Origin of the sequence: Pseudomonas sp. BF-R-26, from assembly GCF_019947395.1 — a bacterium.
In the GTDB taxonomy this organism is placed as follows: Bacteria; Pseudomonadota; Gammaproteobacteria; order Pseudomonadales; family Pseudomonadaceae; genus Aquipseudomonas; species Aquipseudomonas farris.
The window spans coordinates 1-22748 of record NZ_JAGYGK010000015.1; the positions used below are offsets into that span (position 1 = coordinate 1).

At 54.9% G+C, this 22748-nt stretch carries 20 protein-coding genes and 4 tRNA genes; all 24 read left to right on the top strand.

What is annotated here, in order from left to right; all coding sequences use genetic code 11:
- Nucleotides 1-215 precede the first annotated feature (215 nt).
- Nucleotides 216-1175 carry a bifunctional biotin--[acetyl-CoA-carboxylase] ligase/biotin operon repressor BirA gene (gene birA, locus KGB18_RS21905; RefSeq protein WP_123720596.1) on the top strand — a complete coding sequence of 320 codons (960 nt, stop codon included), beginning with the start codon at nucleotides 216-218 and terminating at the stop codon, nucleotides 1173-1175.
- Nucleotides 1165-1914: a pantothenate kinase gene (locus KGB18_RS21910; RefSeq protein WP_052967039.1), complete on the top strand. Its 750-nt coding sequence runs from the start codon at nucleotides 1165-1167 to the stop codon at nucleotides 1912-1914. The genes birA and KGB18_RS21910 overlap by 11 nt, the downstream gene beginning before the upstream one ends.
- A 7-nt stretch (nucleotides 1915-1921) precedes the next feature.
- Nucleotides 1922-2362 (top strand): hypothetical protein, encoded by a 441-nt coding sequence (locus KGB18_RS21915; RefSeq protein ID WP_123720595.1) that lies wholly within the window; start codon nucleotides 1922-1924, stop codon nucleotides 2360-2362.
- 142 nt (nucleotides 2363-2504) lie between these two features.
- Nucleotides 2505-2589: transfer RNA gene (locus KGB18_RS21920), tRNA-Tyr, on the top strand.
- A gap of 24 nt (nucleotides 2590-2613) precedes the next feature.
- Nucleotides 2614-2687, top strand: a tRNA-Gly gene (locus KGB18_RS21925).
- Between the two features lie 26 nt (nucleotides 2688-2713).
- Nucleotides 2714-2789 (top strand) — tRNA-Thr (locus KGB18_RS21930).
- Nucleotides 2790-2873: 84 nt separating this feature from the next.
- Entirely contained in the window at nucleotides 2874-4067 is a 1194-nt protein-coding gene (gene tuf / locus KGB18_RS21935) for an elongation factor Tu (protein ID WP_007896619.1), read from the top strand.
- 53 nt (nucleotides 4068-4120) lie between these two features.
- Nucleotides 4121-4196, top strand: a tRNA-Trp gene (locus KGB18_RS21940).
- 45 nt (nucleotides 4197-4241) lie between these two features.
- The gene (secE, locus tag KGB18_RS21945) at nucleotides 4242-4610 is read left to right on the top strand and encodes a preprotein translocase subunit SecE (RefSeq protein ID WP_007896620.1); all 369 of its coding nucleotides are present in this window, start codon (nucleotides 4242-4244) and stop codon (nucleotides 4608-4610) included.
- A gap of 9 nt (nucleotides 4611-4619) precedes the next feature.
- Nucleotides 4620-5153, top strand: coding sequence for a transcription termination/antitermination protein NusG (gene nusG, locus KGB18_RS21950; protein WP_007896622.1), 534 nt, complete (start codon nucleotides 4620-4622; stop codon nucleotides 5151-5153).
- A gap of 117 nt (nucleotides 5154-5270) precedes the next feature.
- Complete coding sequence (rplK, locus tag KGB18_RS21955) at nucleotides 5271-5702, top strand: 50S ribosomal protein L11 (protein WP_008008888.1); 432 nt, start codon at nucleotides 5271-5273, stop codon at nucleotides 5700-5702.
- Nucleotides 5702-6397, top strand: coding sequence for a 50S ribosomal protein L1 (gene rplA, locus KGB18_RS21960; protein ID WP_007896626.1), 696 nt, complete (start codon nucleotides 5702-5704; stop codon nucleotides 6395-6397). Before rplK ends, rplA begins: the two co-directional genes overlap by 1 nt.
- 198 nt (nucleotides 6398-6595) lie before the next feature.
- The gene (gene rplJ / locus KGB18_RS21965) at nucleotides 6596-7096 is read left to right on the top strand and encodes a 50S ribosomal protein L10 (RefSeq protein ID WP_007896629.1); all 501 of its coding nucleotides are present in this window, start codon (nucleotides 6596-6598) and stop codon (nucleotides 7094-7096) included.
- Between the two features lie 80 nt (nucleotides 7097-7176).
- Complete coding sequence (gene rplL, locus KGB18_RS21970) at nucleotides 7177-7542, top strand: 50S ribosomal protein L7/L12 (RefSeq protein WP_008073881.1); 366 nt, start codon at nucleotides 7177-7179, stop codon at nucleotides 7540-7542.
- 220 nt (nucleotides 7543-7762) lie between these two features.
- Entirely contained in the window at nucleotides 7763-11836 is a 4074-nt protein-coding gene (gene rpoB, locus KGB18_RS21975) for a DNA-directed RNA polymerase subunit beta (protein ID WP_007896631.1), read from the top strand.
- 64 nt (nucleotides 11837-11900) lie between these two features.
- Entirely contained in the window at nucleotides 11901-16100 is a 4200-nt protein-coding gene (gene rpoC / locus KGB18_RS21980; RefSeq protein WP_007896632.1) for a DNA-directed RNA polymerase subunit beta', read from the top strand.
- 216 nt (nucleotides 16101-16316) lie between these two features.
- Nucleotides 16317-16688 (top strand): 30S ribosomal protein S12, encoded by a 372-nt coding sequence (gene rpsL / locus KGB18_RS21985; protein ID WP_002555494.1) that lies wholly within the window; start codon nucleotides 16317-16319, stop codon nucleotides 16686-16688.
- 118 nt (nucleotides 16689-16806) lie between these two features.
- Nucleotides 16807-17277 carry a 30S ribosomal protein S7 gene (gene rpsG, locus KGB18_RS21990; protein ID WP_002555493.1) on the top strand — a complete coding sequence of 157 codons (471 nt, stop codon included), beginning with the start codon at nucleotides 16807-16809 and terminating at the stop codon, nucleotides 17275-17277.
- 30 nt (nucleotides 17278-17307) lie between these two features.
- On the top strand, nucleotides 17308-19413 hold the full coding sequence (fusA, locus tag KGB18_RS21995; RefSeq protein WP_038981309.1) for an elongation factor G: 2106 nt from the start codon (nucleotides 17308-17310) through the stop codon (nucleotides 19411-19413).
- Nucleotides 19414-19444: 31 nt separating this feature from the next.
- Nucleotides 19445-20638 carry an elongation factor Tu gene (tuf, locus tag KGB18_RS22000; protein WP_007896660.1) on the top strand — a complete coding sequence of 398 codons (1194 nt, stop codon included), beginning with the start codon at nucleotides 19445-19447 and terminating at the stop codon, nucleotides 20636-20638.
- A gap of 157 nt (nucleotides 20639-20795) precedes the next feature.
- Nucleotides 20796-21107, top strand: coding sequence for a 30S ribosomal protein S10 (gene rpsJ, locus KGB18_RS22005; RefSeq protein ID WP_003186070.1), 312 nt, complete (start codon nucleotides 20796-20798; stop codon nucleotides 21105-21107).
- Nucleotides 21108-21187: 80 nt separating this feature from the next.
- On the top strand, nucleotides 21188-21823 hold the full coding sequence (rplC, locus tag KGB18_RS22010) for a 50S ribosomal protein L3 (RefSeq protein WP_123720594.1): 636 nt from the start codon (nucleotides 21188-21190) through the stop codon (nucleotides 21821-21823).
- A gap of 12 nt (nucleotides 21824-21835) precedes the next feature.
- A complete protein-coding gene (rplD, locus tag KGB18_RS22015) occupies nucleotides 21836-22438 on the top strand; it encodes a 50S ribosomal protein L4 (RefSeq protein WP_007896707.1) in 603 nt (200 codons plus the stop codon).
- The gene (rplW, locus tag KGB18_RS22020) at nucleotides 22435-22734 is read left to right on the top strand and encodes a 50S ribosomal protein L23 (RefSeq protein ID WP_002555488.1); all 300 of its coding nucleotides are present in this window, start codon (nucleotides 22435-22437) and stop codon (nucleotides 22732-22734) included. The genes rplD and rplW overlap by 4 nt, the downstream gene beginning before the upstream one ends.
- Nucleotides 22735-22748 lie beyond the last annotated feature (14 nt).

Sequence of the window (22748 nt, forward strand, 5' to 3'; positions counted from 1 at the left end):
TCCCGAACTCAGCAGTGAAACGATGCATCGCCGATGGTAGTGTGGGGTTTCCCCATGTGAGAGTAGGTCATCGTCAAGATTAAATTCCGAAACCCCTATCTGCGTATGCAGGTAGGGGTTTTGTTTTGTCCGCAGGAAAATCTCGCTTCTAGGGTTTCTATGCAACAGCCCGGGGCATGGCTATCATGCGGGCCTCATTGTGAGGCGAGACTTGCATGCTGACGTTGTTAAAGCTTCTTAAGGATGGTCGATTCCATTCGGGCCAAGCCCTGGGTGCTGCCTTGGGCGTCAGTCGTAGCGCTGTATGGAAGCAGCTTCAGCACTTGGAAGCTGAGCTCGGTTTATCCATTCATAAAGTGCGCGGTCGCGGCTATCAACTAGCTGCGCCGTTGACACTGCTTGATCCTGCGGAAATAAGCGCGCGGGCGCCTTCTTGCGAGTGGCCCATTCTAGTCTTCGATTCAATTGACTCTACCAACGCTGAAGCCTTGCGAGCTATCGAGCGTGGCCAGCCTGCGCCATTTCTGGTGCTCGCTGAGCGGCAGACGGCTGGTCGTGGGCGGCGTGGACGCAAATGGGTGAGCCCGTTCGCGGAAAACATCTATTACAGTCTGGTACTGCGCATTGATGGTGGGATGCGGCAGCTGGAAGGCTTGAGTCTTGTTGTCGGGCTTGCCGTAATGCAAGCCTTGCGAGGGCTTGGTATTTCAGGTGTGGGGTTGAAGTGGCCGAATGATGTTCTGGTGGGTCAGCAAAAGATTGCAGGAATACTGCTCGAATTAGTGGGGGATCCTGCTGATGTGTGTCACGTGGTGATCGGTGTCGGAATAAATGTGAACATGCAGATGACTGATGAGGTTGATCAGCAGTGGACGTCCATGCGCCTCGAGTCGGGTAAGGCTGTTAATCGCAATCATCTGGTTGCGGAGTTAGGGTTGATGCTCCAGACCTATTTAAATCGCCACCAGGCCGGCGGATTTCCTGCTATCCAGGCGGAGTGGGAGCAAAATCATCTATGGCAGGGGCGGGCGGTATCGTTGATTGCCGGTGTTAGTCAGATAGATGGTGAGGTGCTGGGTATCGATGGCCAAGGTGCCTTGCGCTTGAAGGTGAATGGTGTGGAGAAGGTCTTTAGTGGTGGCGAGCTCAGTCTGAGGTTACGTGATGATTCTTGAGCTCGATTGTGGAAACAGTTTCATCAAGTGGCGTGTGCTCGGCGAGGATGTCAGGCGGGTGATTGGCGAGGGGGTCGTTGATTCAGATCTCGCGTTGCTGGAGAGCTTGAAAGGCCTCAAGGGGCTCGCTCTCATGCATTGTCGCTTGGTCAGTGTCAGAACCGCCGAAGAGACCAGTGCGCTGATTTCTCTGCTGACCGAGGCTTTTGGCGTTTCCGTAGTGTGCGCGACACCGGCTCGGGAGATGTCCGGGGTTCGAAACGGCTATGAGGAGTTCGAGCGGCTAGGGCTTGATCGCTGGCTTGCAATGCTCGGAGGATTTCATCTGGCTTCGGGTGCTTGTCTGGTGCTCGACTTTGGTACGGCGGTTACGGCTGACTTTATTGCAGGGGATGGTGAGCATCTCGGAGGATTTATCTGTCCGGGGATGCCTTTGATGCGCAACCAGCTGCGTACCCATACCCGTAGAATTCGCTATGGAGATCTTGCTGCCGAGCGCGCTTTGGAGAGTCTTGTTCCTGGGCGCACAACCGTCGAAGCGGTCGAGCGTGGTTGTTTGCTAATGTTGAGAGGGTTTGTCCTGACTCAGCTAGAGTTGGCGCGCAGCTATTGGGGAGATGATTTCGCAGTCTTTCTGACTGGCGGGGATGCTGATCTGGTCTCCGAGATTGTGCCCGAAGCCAGGGTGGTTCCAGACCTGGTATTTGTAGGTTTGGCGATGGCGTGTCCCTTGTCCTGAGGTTTTTATGCGTTGGTTGTTTCTGCTGCTGCTTGTTCTCAATGTGTTCTATTACATCTGGCACCAACAAGAGGCTCCTCTGCGCGCAAAGGATGTAACCCCTTTGAGTTTGTATCGGGGTTCGCAGCAGGACATTCGCTTGTTGAGTGAAACGACTGACGCGGCTCGTGATAAAGGAAAGCCTGCCCAGGCAGACGATGGATGCCTCTATCTTGGCGGTTTTACTCGTCAGGAAGCGGCTCAGGCGGTCGAGCGGCGATTGAGTGGCATGGAAATCAAGTTCGAGTCCTTGCTGAGGGCCCCCGCCGAGTCTGATGGTTACTGGGTGCGCATAGCCCCGGAAAGCCGGCGTTTGCTGAGTGACTCGCAGTTGCAAAACCTTTCTAAAGAATTCAATGAGTTAAAACATAAAATAATGCCGTGCGAGGGGGTTGCACCCATCGAATAGTTTGCATAGAATGGCGCCCGCTTCGCAGTGAAGACCTTTAACGGTCAGCAGTGTGAAGCGAGGTCAACGCAGCTAACCTCAGGTTTTTAATGAGAAAATGCTTGACAGAAGGCTGGCATGATATAGAATGCCGGCTCGCTTAGGAGGGGTTCCCGAGCGGCCAAAGGGATCAGACTGTAAATCTGACGTCTACGACTTCGAAGGTTCGAATCCTTCCCCCTCCACCATTTTTAGCGAGAGCTGCAAGCTCCGCGGGTATAGTTTAGTGGTAGAACCTCAGCCTTCCAAGCTGATGATGCGGGTTCGATTCCCGCTACCCGCTCCAAGTTTGCAGGTCCTGCAAAGTGTTACGCTCTTGTAGCTCAGTTGGTAGAGCACACCCTTGGTAAGGGTGAGGTCAGCGGTTCAAATCCGCTCAAGAGCTCCATATAACAAGGCAGATATGAAAATATCTGCCTTTGTTTTAATGGCTGATAGTACTTGCTTAATTCTTCTGCTAGGGGTGATTTCGATGGCTAAGGAAAAGTTCGAGCGTAACAAGCCGCACGTCAACGTTGGAACCATTGGTCACGTAGACCATGGCAAGACAACTCTGACCGCCGCTTTGACCCGCGTCTGCTCCGAAGTGTTCGGTTCGGCAAAGGTTGACTTCGACAAGATCGATAGCGCCCCAGAAGAAAAAGCTCGTGGTATCACCATTAACACTGCTCACGTTGAGTACGATTCGGCTGTGCGTCACTACGCGCACGTTGACTGTCCAGGTCACGCCGACTACGTAAAAAACATGATTACCGGTGCTGCGCAGATGGATGGTGCGATTCTGGTTTGCTCGGCCGCTGATGGTCCGATGCCGCAAACCCGTGAGCACATCCTGTTGTCCCGTCAGGTTGGCGTTCCGTACATCGTTGTCTTCCTGAATAAGGCTGACATGGTTGACGATGCTGAGCTGCTGGAGCTGGTTGAGATGGAAGTGCGCGATCTGCTGAGCACTTACGATTTCCCAGGTGATGACACGCCGATCATCATTGGTTCGGCGCTGATGGCGCTGAATGGTCAAGACGACAACGAGATGGGTACTACCGCCGTCAAGAAGTTGGTCGAGACTCTGGATAGCTATATTCCGCAGCCTGAGCGTGCTATCGATAAGCCGTTCCTGATGCCGATCGAGGATGTGTTCTCGATCTCCGGTCGCGGTACTGTTGTGACTGGTCGTGTTGAGCGTGGCATTGTCCGCATTCAGGAAGAAGTTGAGATTGTTGGTCTTCGTGACACTGTCAAAACTACTTGCACTGGTGTTGAAATGTTCCGCAAGCTGCTCGACGAAGGTCGTGCGGGTGAGAACTGTGGTGTTCTGCTGCGTGGTACCAAGCGTGATGATGTTGAGCGTGGCCAGGTTCTGGTCAAGCCCGGCACTGTCAAGCCGCATACCAAGTTCACTGCTGAGGTTTACGTTCTGAGCAAGGAAGAGGGTGGTCGTCATACGCCATTCTTCAAGGGCTACCGTCCGCAGTTCTACTTCCGTACAACTGACGTGACTGGTAACTGTGAGCTGCCAGAAGGTGTTGAAATGGTGATGCCAGGTGACAACGTTCAAATGACCGTTACCCTGATCAAAACCATCGCGATGGAAGATGGTCTGCGTTTCGCTATCCGTGAGGGCGGTCGTACCGTCGGCGCTGGTGTCGTAGCAAAAGTCATCGAGTAAGTTGTTGTAATGTCTTTTTCGGGCCGGCATAATGGTCGGCCTGATTTTGTTTTAGGTCAGTAGCTCAATTGGCAGAGCGACGGTCTCCAAAACCGTAGGTTGGGGGTTCGATTCCCTCCTGACCTGCCAGATTCACTTGGTGTGTCTGGCTTTCTTTTCACAGGATCTTCATAGATGACTCCTAAAGCTGAAGCTCAAGGCTCTCGCTTCGATCTGCTCAAGTGGCTAGTAGTAGTCGCTTTGGTGGTTGTTGGCGTTGTTGGCAATCAGTATTACTCTGCTTCGCCGATCCTGTACCGCGTACTCGCTTTGCTTGTCATTGCTGCTGTAGCTGCCTTTGTAGGCCTGCAGACAGTCAAGGGCAAGTCTTTCTTTGTACTGGTTAAGGAAGCTCGCACCGAGATTCGTAAAGTCGTATGGCCAACTCGCCAAGAAACCACGCAGACCACGCTGATTGTTGTGGCTGTTGTTCTGGTTATGGCGTTGCTGTTGTGGGGGCTTGATTCCCTGCTCGGCTGGCTTGTTTCCTTGATTGTCGGCTAAGGGTGTCCCGTGGCTAAGCGTTGGTACGTTGTGCATGCTTACTCCGGTTACGAGAAGCATGTCATGCGCTCGTTGGTAGAGCGCGTAAAGCTGGCTGGCATGGAAGATGGCTTTGGCGAAATTCTGGTTCCCACTGAAGAAGTGGTTGAAATGCGTAATGGCCAGAAACGCAAAAGCGAGCGCAAGTTCTTCCCAGGTTATGTGCTGGTCCAGATGGACATGAACGAGGGTACTTGGCACTTGGTCAAGGATACTCCTCGGGTGATGGGTTTCATCGGCGGTACTGCTGACAAGCCTGCACCGATCACTGATAAAGAGGCAGAAGCAATTCTGCGTCGCGTTGCTGATGGTAGCGACAAGCCGAAGCCGAAGACGTTGTTCGAGCCAGGCGAGTCGGTACGTGTCAATGACGGGCCGTTTGCTGATTTTACTGGCACGGTTGAAGAAGTTAACTACGAGAAGAGCCGGATCCAAGTGGCAGTGCTCATTTTCGGTCGCTCTACTCCGGTAGAGCTAGAGTTCAGCCAGGTCGAAAAGGTCTAGTTGAGCAAGCATCCCAACCCCGCAGCCCTAGGCTGTGGGGTTTTGTCGTCACTGGGATAAACGCGCAAGTAACCGGGGAGCCTTTCGAGGCGTTCGAACCCGTAATTGGAGTGCCTCATGGCCAAGAAGATTACCGCTTACATCAAGCTGCAAGTGAAGGCCGCTCAGGCTAACCCAAGCCCACCTGTTGGTCCTGCTTTGGGTCAGCACGGCGTGAACATCATGGAATTCTGCAAGGCTTTCAACGCCCGTACTCAGGGTATTGAGCCAGGTCTGCCGACTCCAGTGATCATCACTGTCTACAGCGACCGTAGCTTCACTTTCGAAACCAAATCCACACCTGCTTCGGTTCTGCTGAAGAAGGCTGCTGGTCTGACTAGCGGTTCTGCTCGTCCGAACACCGTTAAGGTTGGCACCGTGACCCGTGCTCAGCTGGAAGAAATCGCGAAAACCAAAAACGCGGATCTGACTGCAGCTGATATGGAAGCAGCCGTGCGTACTATCGCCGGTTCTGCTCGTAGCATGGGCCTTAACGTGGAGGGTGTGTAATGGCTAAGTTGACCAAGCGTCAAAAGGCTATCGCCGGCAAAATCGAAGCAGGCAAGTCCTACAACTTTGTAGACGCTGCTGCTCTGCTGGCTGAGCTGTCGACTGTCAAGTTCAGCGAGTCGTTCGACGTTGCTGTGAACCTGGGTGTTGACCCGCGTAAATCCGACCAGGTCGTTCGTAGCGCTACCGTGCTGCCACACGGCACTGGCAAGACTGTTCGCGTTGCTGTGTTCACCCAGGGTCCAGCTGCCGAGGCTGCTCTGGCTGCCGGCGCTGACCGTGTAGGTATGGACGACCTGGCTGCGGAAATGAAAGGCGGCGACCTGAACTATGACGTAGTTATCGCATCCCCGGATGCCATGCGCGTTGTTGGTCAGTTGGGTCAGATCCTGGGCCCACGCGGCCTGATGCCTAACCCTAAAGTCGGCACTGTAACTCCAGACGTAGCTACCGCGGTTAAAAACGCCAAGGCTGGTCAGGTTCGTTATCGCACCGACAAAAACGGCATCATCCACACCTCCGTTGGCAAAGTCGGCTTCGATGCCGTCAAGCTGAAGGAAAACGTTGAAGCCCTGATCGCTGATCTGAAGCGTATCAAGCCAGCTTCCTCGAAAGGTATTTACGTCAAGCGCGTTACCCTGAGCACCACCATGGGTCCAGGTCTGGTCATCGACCAAGGCTCGCTCGACGCGTAAGACACAGGTTGGCGCAAGCGATTGCGCCAATTGAAAGATTGGGGTCCCTGCCTGGCGGGGGCTATCCAAGACCGTAGGCGACGCAAGTCTTAAACCTCAAGCCTACGCAGATGGTGCTCCCGGTTCCTTACCGAATCAGACACCAAAACGACATCCGGCTTCGGTTGGATGAAACGGTAACAAGCAGGAGTTAAACCCGTGGCAATTAAACTCGAAGACAAGAAGGCCATCGTCGCTGAAGTCAACGAGGCTGCCAATGTTGCCCTGTCTGCTGTTGTGGCTGATGCCCGCGGCGTGACAGTTGGCGCTATGACCGGACTCCGTAAAGAGGCTCGTGAAGCTGGCGTTTACGTACGTGTTGTACGTAACACCCTGCTCAAGCGCGCCGTTGCTGGCACTCAATATGACGTGCTCAACGACGTGTTCACCGGCCCGACCTTGATTGCATTTTCGAAAGAACATCCGGGCGCTGCTGCTCGTATCTTCAAAGAATTCGCAAAAGGTCAGGATAAGTTCGAGATCAAGGCAGCTGCGTTCGAGGGCAAGTTCCTCGCAGCTAATCAGATCGACGTACTGGCAAGTCTGCCGACCCGTGACGAAGCAATTTCTCAGCTGATGAGCGTGATTCAAGGCGCAACCAGCAAATTGGCTCGTACTCTGGCGGCCCTTCGCGACCAGAAAGAAGCTGCCGCAGCCTAAGGCTGAGCGACTCCTTTCAGCGTTTATTGTTTATTTCGATGGCCGCGTAGGCTGTCACCCCAATACAGGAATTTATAGTCATGTCTCTGACTAACGACCAAATCATCGAAGCAATCGGCGAAAAATCCGTTCTGGAAATCGTTGAGCTGATCAAGGCCATGGAAGAGAAGTTCGGCGTTTCCGCTGCCGCTGCTTCCGCTGGTCCAGCTGCTGTTGCTGCCGTTGTTGAAGAACAAACTGAATTCAACGTCATGCTGACCGAAGCTGGCGAGAAGAAAGTTAACGTGATCAAGGCAGTACGTGAACTGACCGGTCTGGGCCTGAAAGAAGCCAAGGCTGTAGTTGACGGCGCTCCTGCCATGGTTCTGGAAGCTGTTTCGAAAGACGCAGCTGACAAAGCCAAAGCTACTCTGGAAGAAGCAGGCGCTAAAGTCGAGCTGAAGTAAGCATCGACTTTGCACCTCCAGCCCGAGCGTTAAGCGAAAGGCTGATGGCTGGTGGCTCTTGCCACCGGCCTTTTTCCGTTATTGGCAGCCGACTGGGTCGGTGCTGGTAACGAGCTGTAACCACCCGATGCGGTGGCGCAAACCATGGGGTTTGCACGATTTTCTGGCTGCTCCCGTCGGGAGGGGCCAAACAAGCAGGTGACCAAGCTGGGGAACGCTGATGGCTTACTCATATACTGAGAAAAAACGTATCCGCAAGGACTTTAGCAAGTTGCCGGACGTCATGGATGTGCCGTACCTCCTGGCCATCCAGCTGGATTCGTATCGTGAATTCTTGCAAGCGGGAGCGACTAAAGATCAGTTCCGCGACGTGGGCCTGCATGCGGCCTTCAAATCCGTTTTCCCGATCATCAGCTACTCCGGCAATGCTGCGCTGGAGTACGTCGGTTATCGCCTGGGCGAACCGGCATTTGATGTCAAAGAATGCGTATTGCGCGGTGTAACTTACGCCGTACCTTTGCGGGTAAAAGTGCGCCTGATCATTTTCGACAAAGAATCGTCGAACAAAGCGATCAAGGACATCAAAGAGCAAGAAGTCTACATGGGTGAAATCCCCCTGATGACTGAAAACGGTACCTTCGTAATCAACGGTACCGAGCGTGTAATCGTTTCCCAGCTGCACCGTTCCCCGGGCGTGTTCTTCGACCACGACCGTGGCAAGACGCACAGCTCCGGCAAACTGCTGTACTCCGCGCGCATCATTCCTTACCGCGGTTCGTGGCTGGACTTCGAGTTCGACCCGAAAGACTGCGTGTTCGTGCGTATCGACCGTCGTCGCAAGCTGCCTGCATCGGTACTGCTGCGCGCGCTGGGCTATACCACTGAAGAAGTGCTGGACGCGTTCTACACCACCAACGTCTTCCACGTGCAAGGTGAAAACCTCAGCCTGGAACTGGTGCCTCAGCGCCTGCGTGGTGAAATTGCTGTCCTGGATATCCTGGATGACAAAGGCAAAGTTATTGTCGAGCAAGGTCGTCGTATCACTGCTCGCCACATCAACCAGCTGGAAAAAGCAGGGATCAAAGAGCTGCAAGTGCCTCTGGACTACGTCCTGGGTCGCACTACCGCCAAGGTCATCGTGCATCCGGCAACCGGCGAAATCCTGGCAGAGTGCAACACCGAGCTGAACACCGAAATCCTGGCAAAAATCGCCAAGGCTCAGGTTGTTCGCATCGAAACTCTGTACACCAACGATATCGACTGCGGTCCGTTCGTCTCCGACACTCTGAAGATCGACTCCACCAGCAACCAATTGGAAGCGCTGGTCGAGATCTATCGCATGATGCGTCCTGGCGAGCCGCCAACCAAAGACGCTGCCGAGACTCTGTTCAACAACCTGTTCTTCAGCCCTGAGCGCTATGACCTGTCTGCGGTCGGCCGGATGAAGTTCAACCGTCGTATCGGTCGTACCGAGATCGAAGGTTCGGGCGTGTTGTGCAAAGAAGACATCGTCGCGGTACTGAAGACTCTGGTCGACATCCGTAACGGTAAAGGCATCGTCGATGACATCGACCACCTGGGTAACCGTCGTGTTCGCTGCGTAGGCGAAATGGCCGAGAACCAGTTCCGCGTTGGCCTGGTACGTGTTGAGCGTGCGGTCAAAGAGCGTCTGTCGATGGCTGAAAGCGAAGGCCTGATGCCGCAAGACCTGATCAACGCCAAGCCAGTGGCTGCGGCGGTGAAAGAGTTCTTCGGTTCCAGCCAGCTCTCCCAGTTCATGGACCAGAACAACCCGCTGTCCGAGATCACCCACAAGCGTCGTGTCTCTGCACTCGGCCCTGGCGGTTTGACTCGTGAGCGTGCTGGCTTTGAAGTGCGTGACGTACACCCGACTCACTACGGTCGTGTATGCCCGATTGAAACGCCGGAAGGTCCGAACATCGGTCTGATCAACTCCTTGGCTGCCTATGCGCGCACCAACCAGTACGGCTTCCTCGAGAGCCCGTACCGTGTGGTGAAAGACGCTCTGGTCACCGACGAGATCGTGTTCCTGTCCGCCATCGAAGAAGCTGATCACGTGATCGCTCAGGCCTCGGCCACGATGAACGACAAGAAAGTCCTGATCGACGAGCTGGTAGCTGTTCGTCACTTGAACGAGTTCACCGTCAAGGCGCCGGAAGACGTCACCTTGATGGACGTATCGCCGAAGCAGGTAGTTTCGGTTGCAGCGTCGCTGATCCCGTTCCTCGAGCACGACGACGCCAACCGTGCGTTGATGGGTTCGAACATGCAGCGTCAAGCTGTACCAACCCTGCGCGCTGACAAGCCGCTGGTCGGTACCGGCATGGAGCGTAACGTAGCCCGTGACTCCGGCGTTTGCGTCGTTGCTCGTCGTGGTGGCGTGATCGACTCCGTCGACGCCAGCCGTATTGTGGTTCGTGTTGCTGATGATGAAGTTGAAACCGGTGAAGCTGGTGTCGACATCTACAACCTGACCAAGTACACCCGCTCCAACCAGAACACCTGCATCAACCAGCGTCCGCTGGTGAGCAAGGGTGATCGGGTTCAGCGCAGCGACATCATGGCCGACGGTCCGTCCACCGATATGGGTGAGCTGGCTCTGGGTCAGAACATGCGCATCGCGTTCATGGCATGGAACGGCTTCAACTTCGAAGACTCCATCTGCCTGTCCGAGCGTGTTGTTCAGGAAGACCGTTTCACCACGATCCACATTCAGGAACTGACCTGTGTGGCACGTGACACCAAGCTTGGGCCAGAGGAAATCACTGCAGACATCCCGAACGTGGGTGAAGCTGCACTGAACAAGCTGGACGAAGCCGGTATCGTTTACGTAGGTGCTGAAGTTGGCGCAGGCGACATCCTGGTTGGTAAGGTCACTCCGAAAGGCGAGACCCAACTGACTCCGGAAGAAAAACTGCTGCGTGCCATCTTCGGTGAAAAAGCCAGCGACGTTAAAGACACTTCCCTGCGTGTGCCTACCGGCACCAAGGGTACTGTCATCGACGTACAGGTCTTCACCCGTGACGGCGTTGAGCGTGATGCTCGTGCACTGTCGATCGAGAAGACTCAACTCGACGAGATCCGCAAGGATCTGAACGAAGAGTTCCGTATCGTTGAAGGCGCCACTTTCGAACGTCTGCGTTCCGCTCTGGTCGGCCACAAAGCCGAAGGCGGCGCCGGTCTGAAGAAAGGTCAGGAAATCACCGACGAAGTTCTCGACGGTCTTGAGCATGGTCAGTGGTTCAAACTGCGCATGGCCGAAGATGCTCTGAACGAGCAACTCGAGAAGGCTCAGGCCTACATCGTTGATCGCCGCCGTCTGCTGGACGACAAGTTCGAAGACAAGAAGCGCAAACTGCAGCAGGGCGATGACCTGGCTCCAGGCGTGCTGAAAATCGTCAAGGTTTACCTGGCAATCCGTCGTCGCATCCAGCCGGGCGACAAGATGGCCGGTCGTCACGGTAACAAAGGTGTGGTCTCCGTGATCATGCCGGTTGAAGACATGCCGCACGATGCCAATGGCACCCCGGTCGACGTCGTCCTCAACCCGTTGGGCGTACCTTCGCGTATGAACGTTGGTCAGATCCTTGAAACCCACCTGGGCCTCGCGGCCAAAGGTCTGGGCGAGAAGATCAACCGGATGGTCGAAGAGCAGCGTAAAGTTGCTGAACTTCGCACCTTCCTGGACGAGATCTACAACCAGATCGGCGGTCGTAACGAAGATCTGGATAGCTTCTCCGACCAGGAAATCCTGGATCTGGCGAAGAACCTGCGTGGCGGCGTACCAATGGCCACTCCAGTGTTCGACGGCGCCAAGGAAAGCGAAATCAAGGCCATGCTGAAACTGGCAGACCTGCCAGAAAGCGGCCAGATGCAGCTGACCGACGGCCGTACCGGCAACAAGTTCGAGCGCCCGGTTACTGTTGGCTACATGTACATGCTGAAGCTGAACCACTTGGTAGACGACAAGATGCACGCTCGTTCTACCGGTTCGTACAGCCTGGTTACCCAGCAGCCGCTGGGTGGTAAGGCACAGTTCGGTGGTCAGCGTTTCGGGGAGATGGAGGTCTGGGCACTGGAAGCATACGGTGCTGCTTACACTCTGCAAGAAATGCTCACAGTGAAGTCGGACGATGTGAACGGTCGGACCAAGATGTACAAAAACATCGTGGACGGCGATCACCGTATGGAGCCGGGCATGCCCGAGTCTTTCAACGTGTTGATCAAAGAAATTCGTTCCCTCGGCATCGATATCGATCTGGAAACCGAATAACACGTGACGCGAATCGAGAGCGGGGCAGGATTGCCCGCTCTCTGCTCCGCCAGGAGGAAAGGCCTTGAAAGACCTACTGAATTTGCTGAAAAACCAGGGTCAAGTCGAAGAGTTCGACGCCATCCGTATTGGATTGGCATCGCCTGAGATGATCCGTTCGTGGTCGTTCGGTGAAGTTAAAAAGCCGGAAACCATCAACTACCGTACGTTCAAACCTGAGCGTGACGGCCTGTTCTGCGCCAAGATCTTTGGCCCGGTAAAGGATTACGAGTGCCTGTGCGGTAAGTACAAGCGCTTGAAGCACCGTGGTGTGATCTGCGAGAAGTGCGGCGTTGAAGTCGCGCTGGCAAAAGTTCGTCGTGAGCGCATGGCGCACATCGAACTGGCCTCGCCAGTTGCCCACATCTGGTTCCTGAAATCGCTGCCGTCCCGTATCGGCTTGCTGATGGACATGACCCTGCGTGATATCGAACGCGTTCTCTACTTCGAGAGCTATGTCGTTATCGATCCAGGCATGACCACCCTTGAAAAGGGTCAGCTGCTCAACGACGAGCAGTACTTCGAAGCGCTGGAAGAGTTCGGCGACGATTTCGATGCCCGCATGGGTGCCGAAGCTGTCCGCGAACTGCTGCACGCTATCGACCTGGAACACGAGATTGGCCGCCTGCGTGAAGAAATTCCGCAAACCAACTCCGAAACCAAGATCAAGAAGCTGTCCAAGCGTCTGAAGTTGATGGAAGCCTTCCAGGGTTCCGGCAACCTGCCAGAGTGGATGGTGCTGACCGTTCTGCCGGTTCTGCCGCCAGATCTGCGTCCACTGGTCCCGCTGGACGGCGGTCGCTTCGCGACTTCCGACCTCAACGATCTGTATCGTCGAGTGATCAACCGTAACAACCGCTTGAAGCGTCTGCTCGATCTGTCCGCTCCGGACATCATCGTGCGCAACGAAAAGCGTATGTTGCAGGAAGCTGTCGATGCACTGCTCGACAACGGTCGTCGTGGTCGCGCTATCACCGGTTCCAACAAGCGTCCTCTGAAATCCCTGGCTGACATGATCAAGGGTAAGCAGGGTCGTTTCCGTCAGAACTTGCTCGGTAAGCGTGTTGACTACTCCGGTCGTTCGGTAATTACCGTTGGCCCGACCCTGCGTCTGCACCAGTGCGGTCTGCCGAAGAAGATGGCTCTCGAGCTGTTCAAGCCGTTCATTTTCGGCAAGCTGGAAATGCGTGGTCTTGCTACCACCATCAAAGCTGCCAAGAAGATGGTCGAGCGCGAGCTGCCAGAGGTTTGGGACGTTCTCGCTGAAGTGATTCGCGAACACCCGGTTCTCCTCAACCGTGCACCGACCCTTCACCGTCTGGGTATCCAGGCGTTTGAACCGGTACTGATCGAAGGTAAGGCTATCCAGCTGCACCCTCTGGTCTGTGCTGCTTACAACGCCGACTTCGACGGCGACCAAATGGCCGTGCACGTACCGCTGACACTGGAAGCCCAGTTGGAAGCGCGTGCGTTGATGATGTCGACCAACAACATTCTGTCGCCAGCCAACGGTGAGCCAATCATCGTTCCGTCGCAGGACGTTGTATTGGGTCTGTACTACATGACTCGTGAAGCGATCAACGCCAAGGGCGAAGGTCGTGTGTTCGCGGATCTGCAGGAAGTTGACCGAGTGTTCCGTGCCGGCGAAGCCGCACTGCACGCCAAGGTCAAAGTGCGGATCAACGAAACCGTCAACGATCGTGATGGTGGCAGCGTCAAGAACACCCGTATTGTCGACACCACTGTCGGCCGTGCGCTGTTGTTCCAGGTTGTTCCACCTGGCCTGTCGTACGACGTCGTCAACCAGCCGATGAAGAAAAAGGCGATCTCCAAGCTGATCAACCAGTGCTATCGCGTGGTTGGTTTGAAAGAGACCGTGATCTTCGCTGACCAGTTGATGTACACCGGTTTTGCATATTCGACCATCTCCGGCGTTTCCATCGGTGTTAACGACTTCGTTATCCCGGATGAAAAAGCCCGCATCATCGGTGCAGCCACCGACGAAGTGAAAGAGATCGAAAGTCAGTACGCCTCCGGCCTGGTAACCCAGGGCGAGAAGTACAACAAAGTGATCGACCTTTGGTCCAAGGCGAACGACGAAGTTTCCAAGGCGATGATGGCCAACCTCTCGAAAGAGAAAGTCATCGACCGTCATGGCGTCGAAGTCGACCAAGAGTCTTTCAACTCGATGTACATGATGGCCGACTCGGGCGCACGGGGTTCTGCTGCGCAGATCCGTCAGCTCGCCGGTATGCGTGGCCTGATGGCCAAACCGGACGGTTCCATCATCGAAACGCCGATTACTGCGAACTTCCGTGAAGGTTTGAGCGTACTTCAGTACTTCATCTCCACTCACGGTGCTCGTAAAGGTTTGGCGGATACCGCGTTGAAAACTGCGAACTCCGGTTACCTGACTCGTCGTCTGGTAGACGTGGCGCAGGATCTGGTTGTGACCGAGATCGATTGCGGCACCGAGCATGGCCTGGTAATGACTCCGCACATTGAAGGCGGTGACGTTGTTGAGCCGTTGGGTGAGCGCGTATTGGGTCGTGTCATTGCCCGTGACGTATTCAAGCCAGGTACCGAGGAAATCATCGTTCCTGCCGGCACTCTGGTAGACGAGAAGTGGGTCGAGTTCATCGAGCTGAACAGCATCGACGAAGTGATCGTGCGTTCGCCGATCAGCTGCGAAACCCGCTACGGCATTTGCGCCAAGTGCTACGGCCGTGACTTGGCTCGTGGTCACCAGGTGAACATCGGTGAAGCGGTCGGCGTTATCGCTGCCCAGTCCATCGGTGAGCCGGGTACCCAGCTGACCATGCGTACGTTCCACATCGGTGGTGCGGCAAGCCGGACCTCCGCAGCCGACAGCGTTCAGGTGAAGAATGGCGGTACCGTCCGTCTGCATAACCTGAAGCACGTTGAGCGAGTGGATGGTTGCCTGGTTGCTGTGTCCCGTTCCGGTGAGCTGGCGATCGCTGATGACTTCGGTCGTGAGCGCGAGCGTTACAAGCTGCCGTACGGTGCTGTGATTTCGGTTAAAGAAGGTGACAAGGTCGACGCTGGCGCAATCGTGGCCAAGTGGGATCCGCACACTCACCCAATCGTTACCGAAATGAAAGGTACCGTGACCTACGTGGGCATGGAAGAAGGCATCACGATCAAGCGTCAGACTGACGAATTGACCGGTATGACCAACATTGAAGTACTCGACGCCAAAGACCGTCCAGCTGCCGGTAAAGATATCCGTCCTGCTGTGAAGATGGTTGATGACAACGGCAAGGATCTCTTGCTGCCGGGTACCGACGTAATTGCTCAGTACTTCCTGCCTGCTAACGCCCTGGTTGGTGTAGCGGACGGTGCGAAAATCGCGATCGGTGATGTTATCGCTCGTATTCCGCAAGAGACTTCGAAGACCCGTGACATCACCGGTGGTCTGCCGCGCGTTGCCGACTTGTTCGAAGCCCGTCGTCCGAAAGAAGCCTCGATTCTGGCTGAAGTCAGCGGCACCATCGCGTTCGGTAAAGAGACCAAAGGCAAGCGCCGTCTGGTTATCACCCCGAACGACGGTAGCGATCCGTACGAAGAGCTGATTCCGAAGTGGCGTCACCTGAACGTCTTCGAAGGCGAACAGGTAAACCGCGGCGAAGTTATCTCCGACGGCCCGAGCGATCCACACGACATCCTGCGTCTGCTGGGTGTGAGTGCGCTGGCCAAGTACATCGTGAACGAGATCCAGGACGTTTACCGTCTGCAAGGCGTGAAGATCAACGATAAGCACATCGAGACCATCCTGCGTCAGATGCTGCGTAAAGTTGAAATCGCTGAATCCGGCGATTCCAGTTTCATCAAGGGCGACCAGATGGAATTGACTCACGTTCTGGTAGAGAACGAGCGTCTGGCTGGCGACGAGAAATTCGTTTCCAAGTTCACTCGCGTACTGCTGGGTATCACCAAGGCGTCGTTGTCCACCGAATCGTTCATCTCGGCGGCTTCCTTCCAGGAAACCACTCGCGTACTGACCGAAGCGGCGGTAACCGGCAAGCGCGATTACCTGCGCGGCCTGAAAGAAAACGTAGTCGTGGGTCGTTTGATCCCGGCGGGTACCGGTCTGGCTTACCACAGCGAGCGCAAGCGTCGCCGTGATGCTGACAAACCGTTGCGCGTAAGCGCCAGTGAAGTGGAAGCTGCACTGACCGAAGCGCTGAACTCAAGCGGTAACTGAGTTCTGCGATAAATGAGCGTAAGGCCCTGGCCGTTCCGTTCATCGAATCGAGACAATTTGTCGAGGTTGGATGAGCGGGGAGGTCGGGGCCTTGCCTTGACTGGGGGCAAGATCCTCTTTAGACTCTTGTACCCCTAAATTTGGCGGGAATTCGTTCCTGCCATTTTGCTTTTCTTGCAAGACAATAGCGTCGCAAGACAACAGTGGAGCTAGTAGATGGCAACTATCAACCAGCTGGTACGTCAGCCGCGTAAGCGTATCGTCGAGAAATCCGACGTGCCTGCGCTGCAGAACTGCCCGCAACGTCGTGGCGTATGCACCCGTGTGTATACCACCACGCCGAAAAAACCTAACTCGGCACTGCGTAAAGTATGCCGTGTGCGTCTGACCAACGGTTTCGAGGTTTCCTCGTACATCGGCGGTGAAGGCCACAACCTGCAAGAGCACAGCGTGGTACTGATCCGCGGCGGTCGTGTAAAAGACTTGCCAGGTGTTCGTTACCACACCGTACGCGGTTCTTTGGATACTTCCGGCGTTAAAGGTCGTAACCAGGGTCGTTCGAAGTACGGTACCAAGAAGCCTAAGTAGTAGTGGCTTTTTGTAAAAACTGATTTTCTATTTTTCTGAGTCGATAAGAGTAAGGTCGGAGGCGTCCCGAAAGGGCACCGATTCCGAGCGAACCTGAAGACCGTTTGAGGGCTTATCCATGCCAAGAAGACGCGTAGCAGCCAAGCGCGAAGTGCTTGACGATCCAAAATACGGCAGCCAGATCCTGGCCAAGTTCATGAACCACGTAATGGAAAGCGGCAAGAAAGCCGTTGCCGAGCGTATCGTTTATGGCGCGCTGGAAAAGGTTAAAGAACGCAAGAACAGCGATCCCCTGGAAATCTTCGAGAAAGCTCTCGACGCCATCGCTCCGCTGGTCGAAGTAAAGTCGCGCCGTGTAGGCGGTGCTACTTACCAGGTTCCGGTCGAAGTTCGTCCGTCCCGTCGTAACGCTCTGGCAATGCGCTGGTTGGTAGACTTCGCCCGTAAGCGCGGCGAGAAGTCTATGGCTCTGCGTTTGGCTGGCGAACTGTTGGACGCTGCCGAAGGCAAAGGTGCTGCAGTTAAGAAGCGTGAAGACGTGCACCGTATGGCTGAAGCCAACAAGGCTTTCTCGCACTACCGCTTCTAATTTTAGCGTCACTAATTTTGCGAGGGCTTTATGGCTCGTACTACACCGATTAACCGCTACCGTAACATTGGTATCGTTGCTCACGTGGATGCTGGTAAAACCACCACCACCGAGCGCGTCCTTTTTTACACTGGCAAAAGTCACAAAATGGGCGAGGTGCATGACGGCGCCGCGACCACAGACTGGATGGTGCAGGAGCAGGAGCGTGGTATTACCATTACTTCTGCTGCTATTACCGCCTTCTGGCAGGGTTCCGAGAAGCAGCACAAGGACCAATACCGCTTCAACGTCATCGACACCCCGGGCCACGTTGACTTCACTATTGAAGTTGAGCGTTCCCTGCGTGTTCTCGACGGCGCGGTCGTTGTGTTCTGCGGCACCTCGGGTGTTGAGCCTCAGTCGGAAACCGTATGGCGTCAAGCCAACAAGTACGGCGTTCCACGTCTTGTTTACGTAAACAAGATGGACCGTGCTGGTGCCAACTTCCTGCGCGTGATCGGTCAGATCAAGCAGCGTCTGGGTCACACTCCGGTGCCAATCCAGTTGGCCATCGGTTCCGAAGACAACTTCCAGGGTCAGATCGATCTGATGGCCATGGAAGCTGTTTACTGGAATGACTCTGACAAAGGCATGGTTCCAGTTCGTAAGCCTATCCCTGCTGAACTGCAGGAACTGGCTGACGAGTGGCGCGGCAACATGGTTGAGGCTGCGGCCGAAGCCAGCGAAGAGCTGATGAACAAGTACCTCGAAGGTGAAGAACTCACCAACGCGGAAATCAAGGCCGCTCTGCGTCAGCGTACTATCGCTGGTGAGATCGTTCTGGCTGTTTGCGGTTCTTCCTTCAAGAACAAGGGTGTTCCCCTGGTTCTCGACGCCGTTATCGACTACCTGCCTGCTCCTACCGACATTCCTGCCATCAAGGGTACTGACCCGGATGACGAGACCAAGGAAATGGAGCGTCACGCAGACGACAGCGAGCCGTTCTCGGCTCTGGCGTTCAAGATCGCTACCGACCCATTCGTGGGTACCTTGACCTTCGTTCGAGTTTACTCGGGCGTGTTGGCCTCCGGCGACGGCGTGATCAACTCGGTTAAGGGCAAGAAAGAGCGCGTGGGTCGTATGGTGCAAATGCACGCAAACGCCCGTGAAGAAATCAAGGAAGTACGCGCTGGTGACATCGCGGCCTTGATCGGCATGAAGGACGTCACCACTGGTGAAACTTTGTGCAACGCTGACAAGCCAATCATCCTGGTTCGCATGGACTTCCCGGAGCCGGTTATTTCGGTTGCTGTAGAGCCTAAGACCAAGGACGACCAGGAAAAAATGGGTATCGCTCTGGGCAAACTTGCTCAGGAAGATCCATCTTTCCGCGTCAAGACTGATGAAGAGACTGGTCAAACGATCATCTCCGGCATGGGCGAGTTGCACCTGGACATCCTGGTTGACCGGATGCGCCGTGAGTTCAACGTCGAAGCCAACATCGGTAAACCTCAGGTTTCCTATCGTGAGCGCATCACGAAGAACTGTGAAATCGAAGGTAAGTTCGTTCGTCAATCCGGCGGTCGTGGCCAGTTTGGTCACTGCTGGATTCGTTTTGCGCCGGCTGATGAAGGTCAGGAAGGTCTGCAATTCGTGAACGAAGTAGTGGGTGGTGTGGTTCCTAAGGAATACATCCCGGCTATCCAGAAGGGTATCGAAGAGCAGATGAAGAACGGCGTTGTTGCCGGCTATCCGCTGATCGGCCTGAAGGCTACCGTGTTTGATGGTTCCTACCACGACGTCGACTCCAACGAGATGGCGTTTAAAGTGGCTGCTTCCATGGCAACCAAGCAACTGGCCCAGAAGGGCGGTGGTGAGTTGCTTGAGCCGATCATGGCGGTAGAGGTTGTTACGCCTGAAGACTATATGGGTGACGTGATGGGCGACCTTAACCGTCGTCGCGGCATGATCCTGGGTATGGAAGACACGGTCTCCGGCAAAGTGATTCGCGCCGAAGTTCCGCTGGGTGAGATGTTCGGTTATGCGACCGACGTCCGTTCCATGTCCCAAGGTCGCGCAAGCTACTCTATGGAATTCAAAAAATACAATACAGCTCCGTCGCATATCGTCGAAACTGTTACCAAAAAACAAGGCTGATTCAGCCCCTTTAGGCTAGGAGTTAATTGTCGTGGCTAAAGAAAAATTTGACCGTACCCTCCCGCACGTCAACGTTGGCACCATCGGTCACGTCGACCACGGTAAAACCACGCTGACCGCTGCTCTGACTCGCGTCTGCTCCGAAGTTTTCGGTTCGGCCGTTGTTGCTTTCGACAAAATCGACAGCGCTCCGGAAGAAAAGGCTCGTGGTATCACCATCAACACCGCGCACGTTGAATACAACTCGCTGATCCGTCACTACGCTCACGTTGACTGCCCAGGTCACGCTGACTATGTGAAGAACATGATCACCGGTGCTGCTCAGATGGACGGCGCTATCCTGGTTTGCTCGGCCGCTGATGGTCCGATGCCACAAACCCGTGAGCACATCCTGCTGTCCCGTCAGGTTGGCGTTCCGTACATCGTTGTCTTCCTGAACAAGGCTGACATGGTTGACGACGCTGAGCTGCTGGAACTGGTTGAGATGGAAGTGCGCGATCTGCTGAGCACTTACGACTTCCCAGGTGACGACACTCCGATCATCATCGGTTCGGCTCTGATGGCTCTGAACGGCCAAGACGACAACGAAATGGGCACCACTGCCGTTCGTAAACTGGTTGAGACTCTGGACAGCTACATTCCAGATCCAGTCCGTGTTATCGACAAGCCGTTCCTGATGCCAATCGAAGACGTATTCTCGATCTCCGGTCGCGGTACTGTTGTAACTGGCCGTATCGAGCGCGGTATCGTCAAGGTTCAGGATCCACTGGAAATCGTTGGTCTGCGTGACACTACCGTCACCACCTGCACCGGTGTTGAAATGTTCCGTAAGCTGCTCGACGAAGGTCGTGCTGGCGAGAACTGCGGCGTTTTGCTGCGTGGTACCAAGCGTGACGACGTTGAGCGTGGCCAGGTTCTGGTTAAGCCAGGTTCGGTTAAGCCGCACACCAAGTTCGAAGCTGAAGTCTACGTTCTGAGCAAAGAAGAAGGCGGTCGTCACACTCCGTTCTTCAAAGGCTACCGTCCACAGTTCTACTTCCGTACTACTGACGTGACTGGTAACTGCGAACTGCCGGAAGGCGTTGAAATGGTAATGCCAGGCGACAACATCAAAATGGTTGTCACCCTGATCAAGACCATCGCAATGGAAGACGGTCTGCGTTTCGCTATCCGTGAAGGCGGTCGTACCGTCGGCGCTGGCGTCGTAGCCAAAATCATCGAGTAAGCTCTTTTTTGAGTAAGCTTCGATGAGTTGAAAAAGCCCCCGCTTAGCGGGGGCTTTTTTATTGGGTTGACACCTATATGGGGCGTCTATAGAATTGCGCCTCCTTTTAACGGGCGTATTGCGCTCGGTGGGAATAGCAGCCGGAGTCTGAAATCCAATGCAAAATCAGCAAATCCGTATCAGGTTGAAGGCTTTTGACCATCGCCTGATCGACCAATCCACCCAGGAAATCGTGGAAACCGCGAAACGTACTGGTGCTCAAGTGCGTGGTCCAATTCCACTGCCTACCCGTAAAGAGCGGTTCACCGTTCTGGTCTCCCCGCACGTCAACAAAGACGCGCGTGACCAGTACGAGATCCGTACTCATAAGCGCGTTCTGGACATCGTCCAGCCAACGGATAAAACCGTTGATGCACTTATGAAGCTTGATCTTGCGGCCGGTGTGGAAGTGCAGATCAGCCTCGGCTAAGACTCGGTCTTAGTCGTGTAACGCTCTGAAATGGGCGGCCATAGCGGGTGAAAGCCCCGTACACTCATGAGGTTTACAACATGACTATTGGTGTAGTCGGTCGTAAATGCGGTATGACCCGTATTTTCACCGAAGAAGGTGTCTCCATTCCGGTCACGGTCATTGAGATCGAGCCGAATCGCGTCACCCAGTTCAAAACTGAAGAGAGCGATGGCTATCGTGCAGTGCAAGTCACTGTAGGCGAGCGTCGTGCTTCGCGTGTTACAGCTGCTCAGGCTGGCCACTTCGCTAAAGCGAACGTTGCCGCTGGTCGTACCGTAATGGAATTCCGCCTTGAAGAAGGTGAGTACCAGGCCGGCGATCTGATCAACGCTGAAATCTTCGCTGCTGGTCAACTGGTTGATGTAACCGGTCAGTCCAAAGGTAAAGGCTTCCAGGGTACGATCAAGCGTTGGAACTTCCGCGGGCAAGATAATACCCACGGTAACTCCGTGTCCCACCGCGTTCCAGGCTCTATCGGCCAGTGCCAGACTCCTGGTCGTGTATTCAAGGGCAAAAAAATGTCCGGTCATATGGGCGCTGAGCGCGTGACCGTGCAGTCCCTCGAAGTAGTGCGCGTGGACGCTGAACGCAATCTGTTGTTGGTCAAGGGTGCTGTTCCTGGCGCTACTGGCGGCAACTTGGTTGTACGTCCAGCAGCCAAGGCTCGCGGTTAAGGGGAAGCTGACATGCAATTAAATGTAAATGACGCTCAAGCGATCGAAGTTTCCGAACTGACATTTGGCGGCGAATTCAACGAGACGCTGGTTCACCAAGCAGTCGTGGCCTACATGGCCGGCGGCCGTCAAGGTAGCAAGCAGCAAAAGACCCGTTCCGACGTTCGTGGTGGCGGTAAGCGCCCATGGCGTCAGAAAGGTACTGGCCGTGCTCGTGCCGGTACTATCCGTAGCCCAATCTGGCGTGGCGGCGGTACCACTTTCGCAGCTCGTCCTCAGGATCACACCCAGAAGCTGAACAAGAAGATGTATCGCGCAGCAATGCGTTCCATCCTTGCTGAGCTGGTGCGTACTGATCGTCTGGTTGTGGTTCAGGACTTCGCTGTTGATGCACCGAAGACCAAAGATCTGCTGAACAAACTGACCGGCATGGGCCTGACTGACGTCTTGATCGTGTCTGAAGTGGTTGATCAGAACCTGTACCTGGCTGCTCGCAACCTGCCACACGTTGATGTACGTGACGTGCAAGGTTCCGATCCAGTTAGTCTGATCGCATACGACAAGGTGTTGATCACCGTGTCGGCCGTGAAGAAATTCGAGGAGCTGCTGGGATGAACCAGGAACGCGTATTTAAAGTTCTGCTTGGCCCGCACGTTTCCGAGAAGGCTACGGTTCTGGCTGACAAGAAAGGCCAGTTCGTTTTCAAGGTTGCGACTGACGCAACCAAGCTGGAAATCAAGAAGGCCGTCGAAAGCCTGTTCAGCGTGAAAGTAGAGCGTGTTACTACCCTGAATGTTCTGGGTAAGAGCAAGCGCACTGCTCGCGGTCTGGGCAAGCGTAATGACTGGAAGAAGGCAGTTATCTCCCTTCAGCCAGGCCAAGATCTCGATTTCAGCAGCAGTGCTGAGTAAGGAAGGGGTGCATC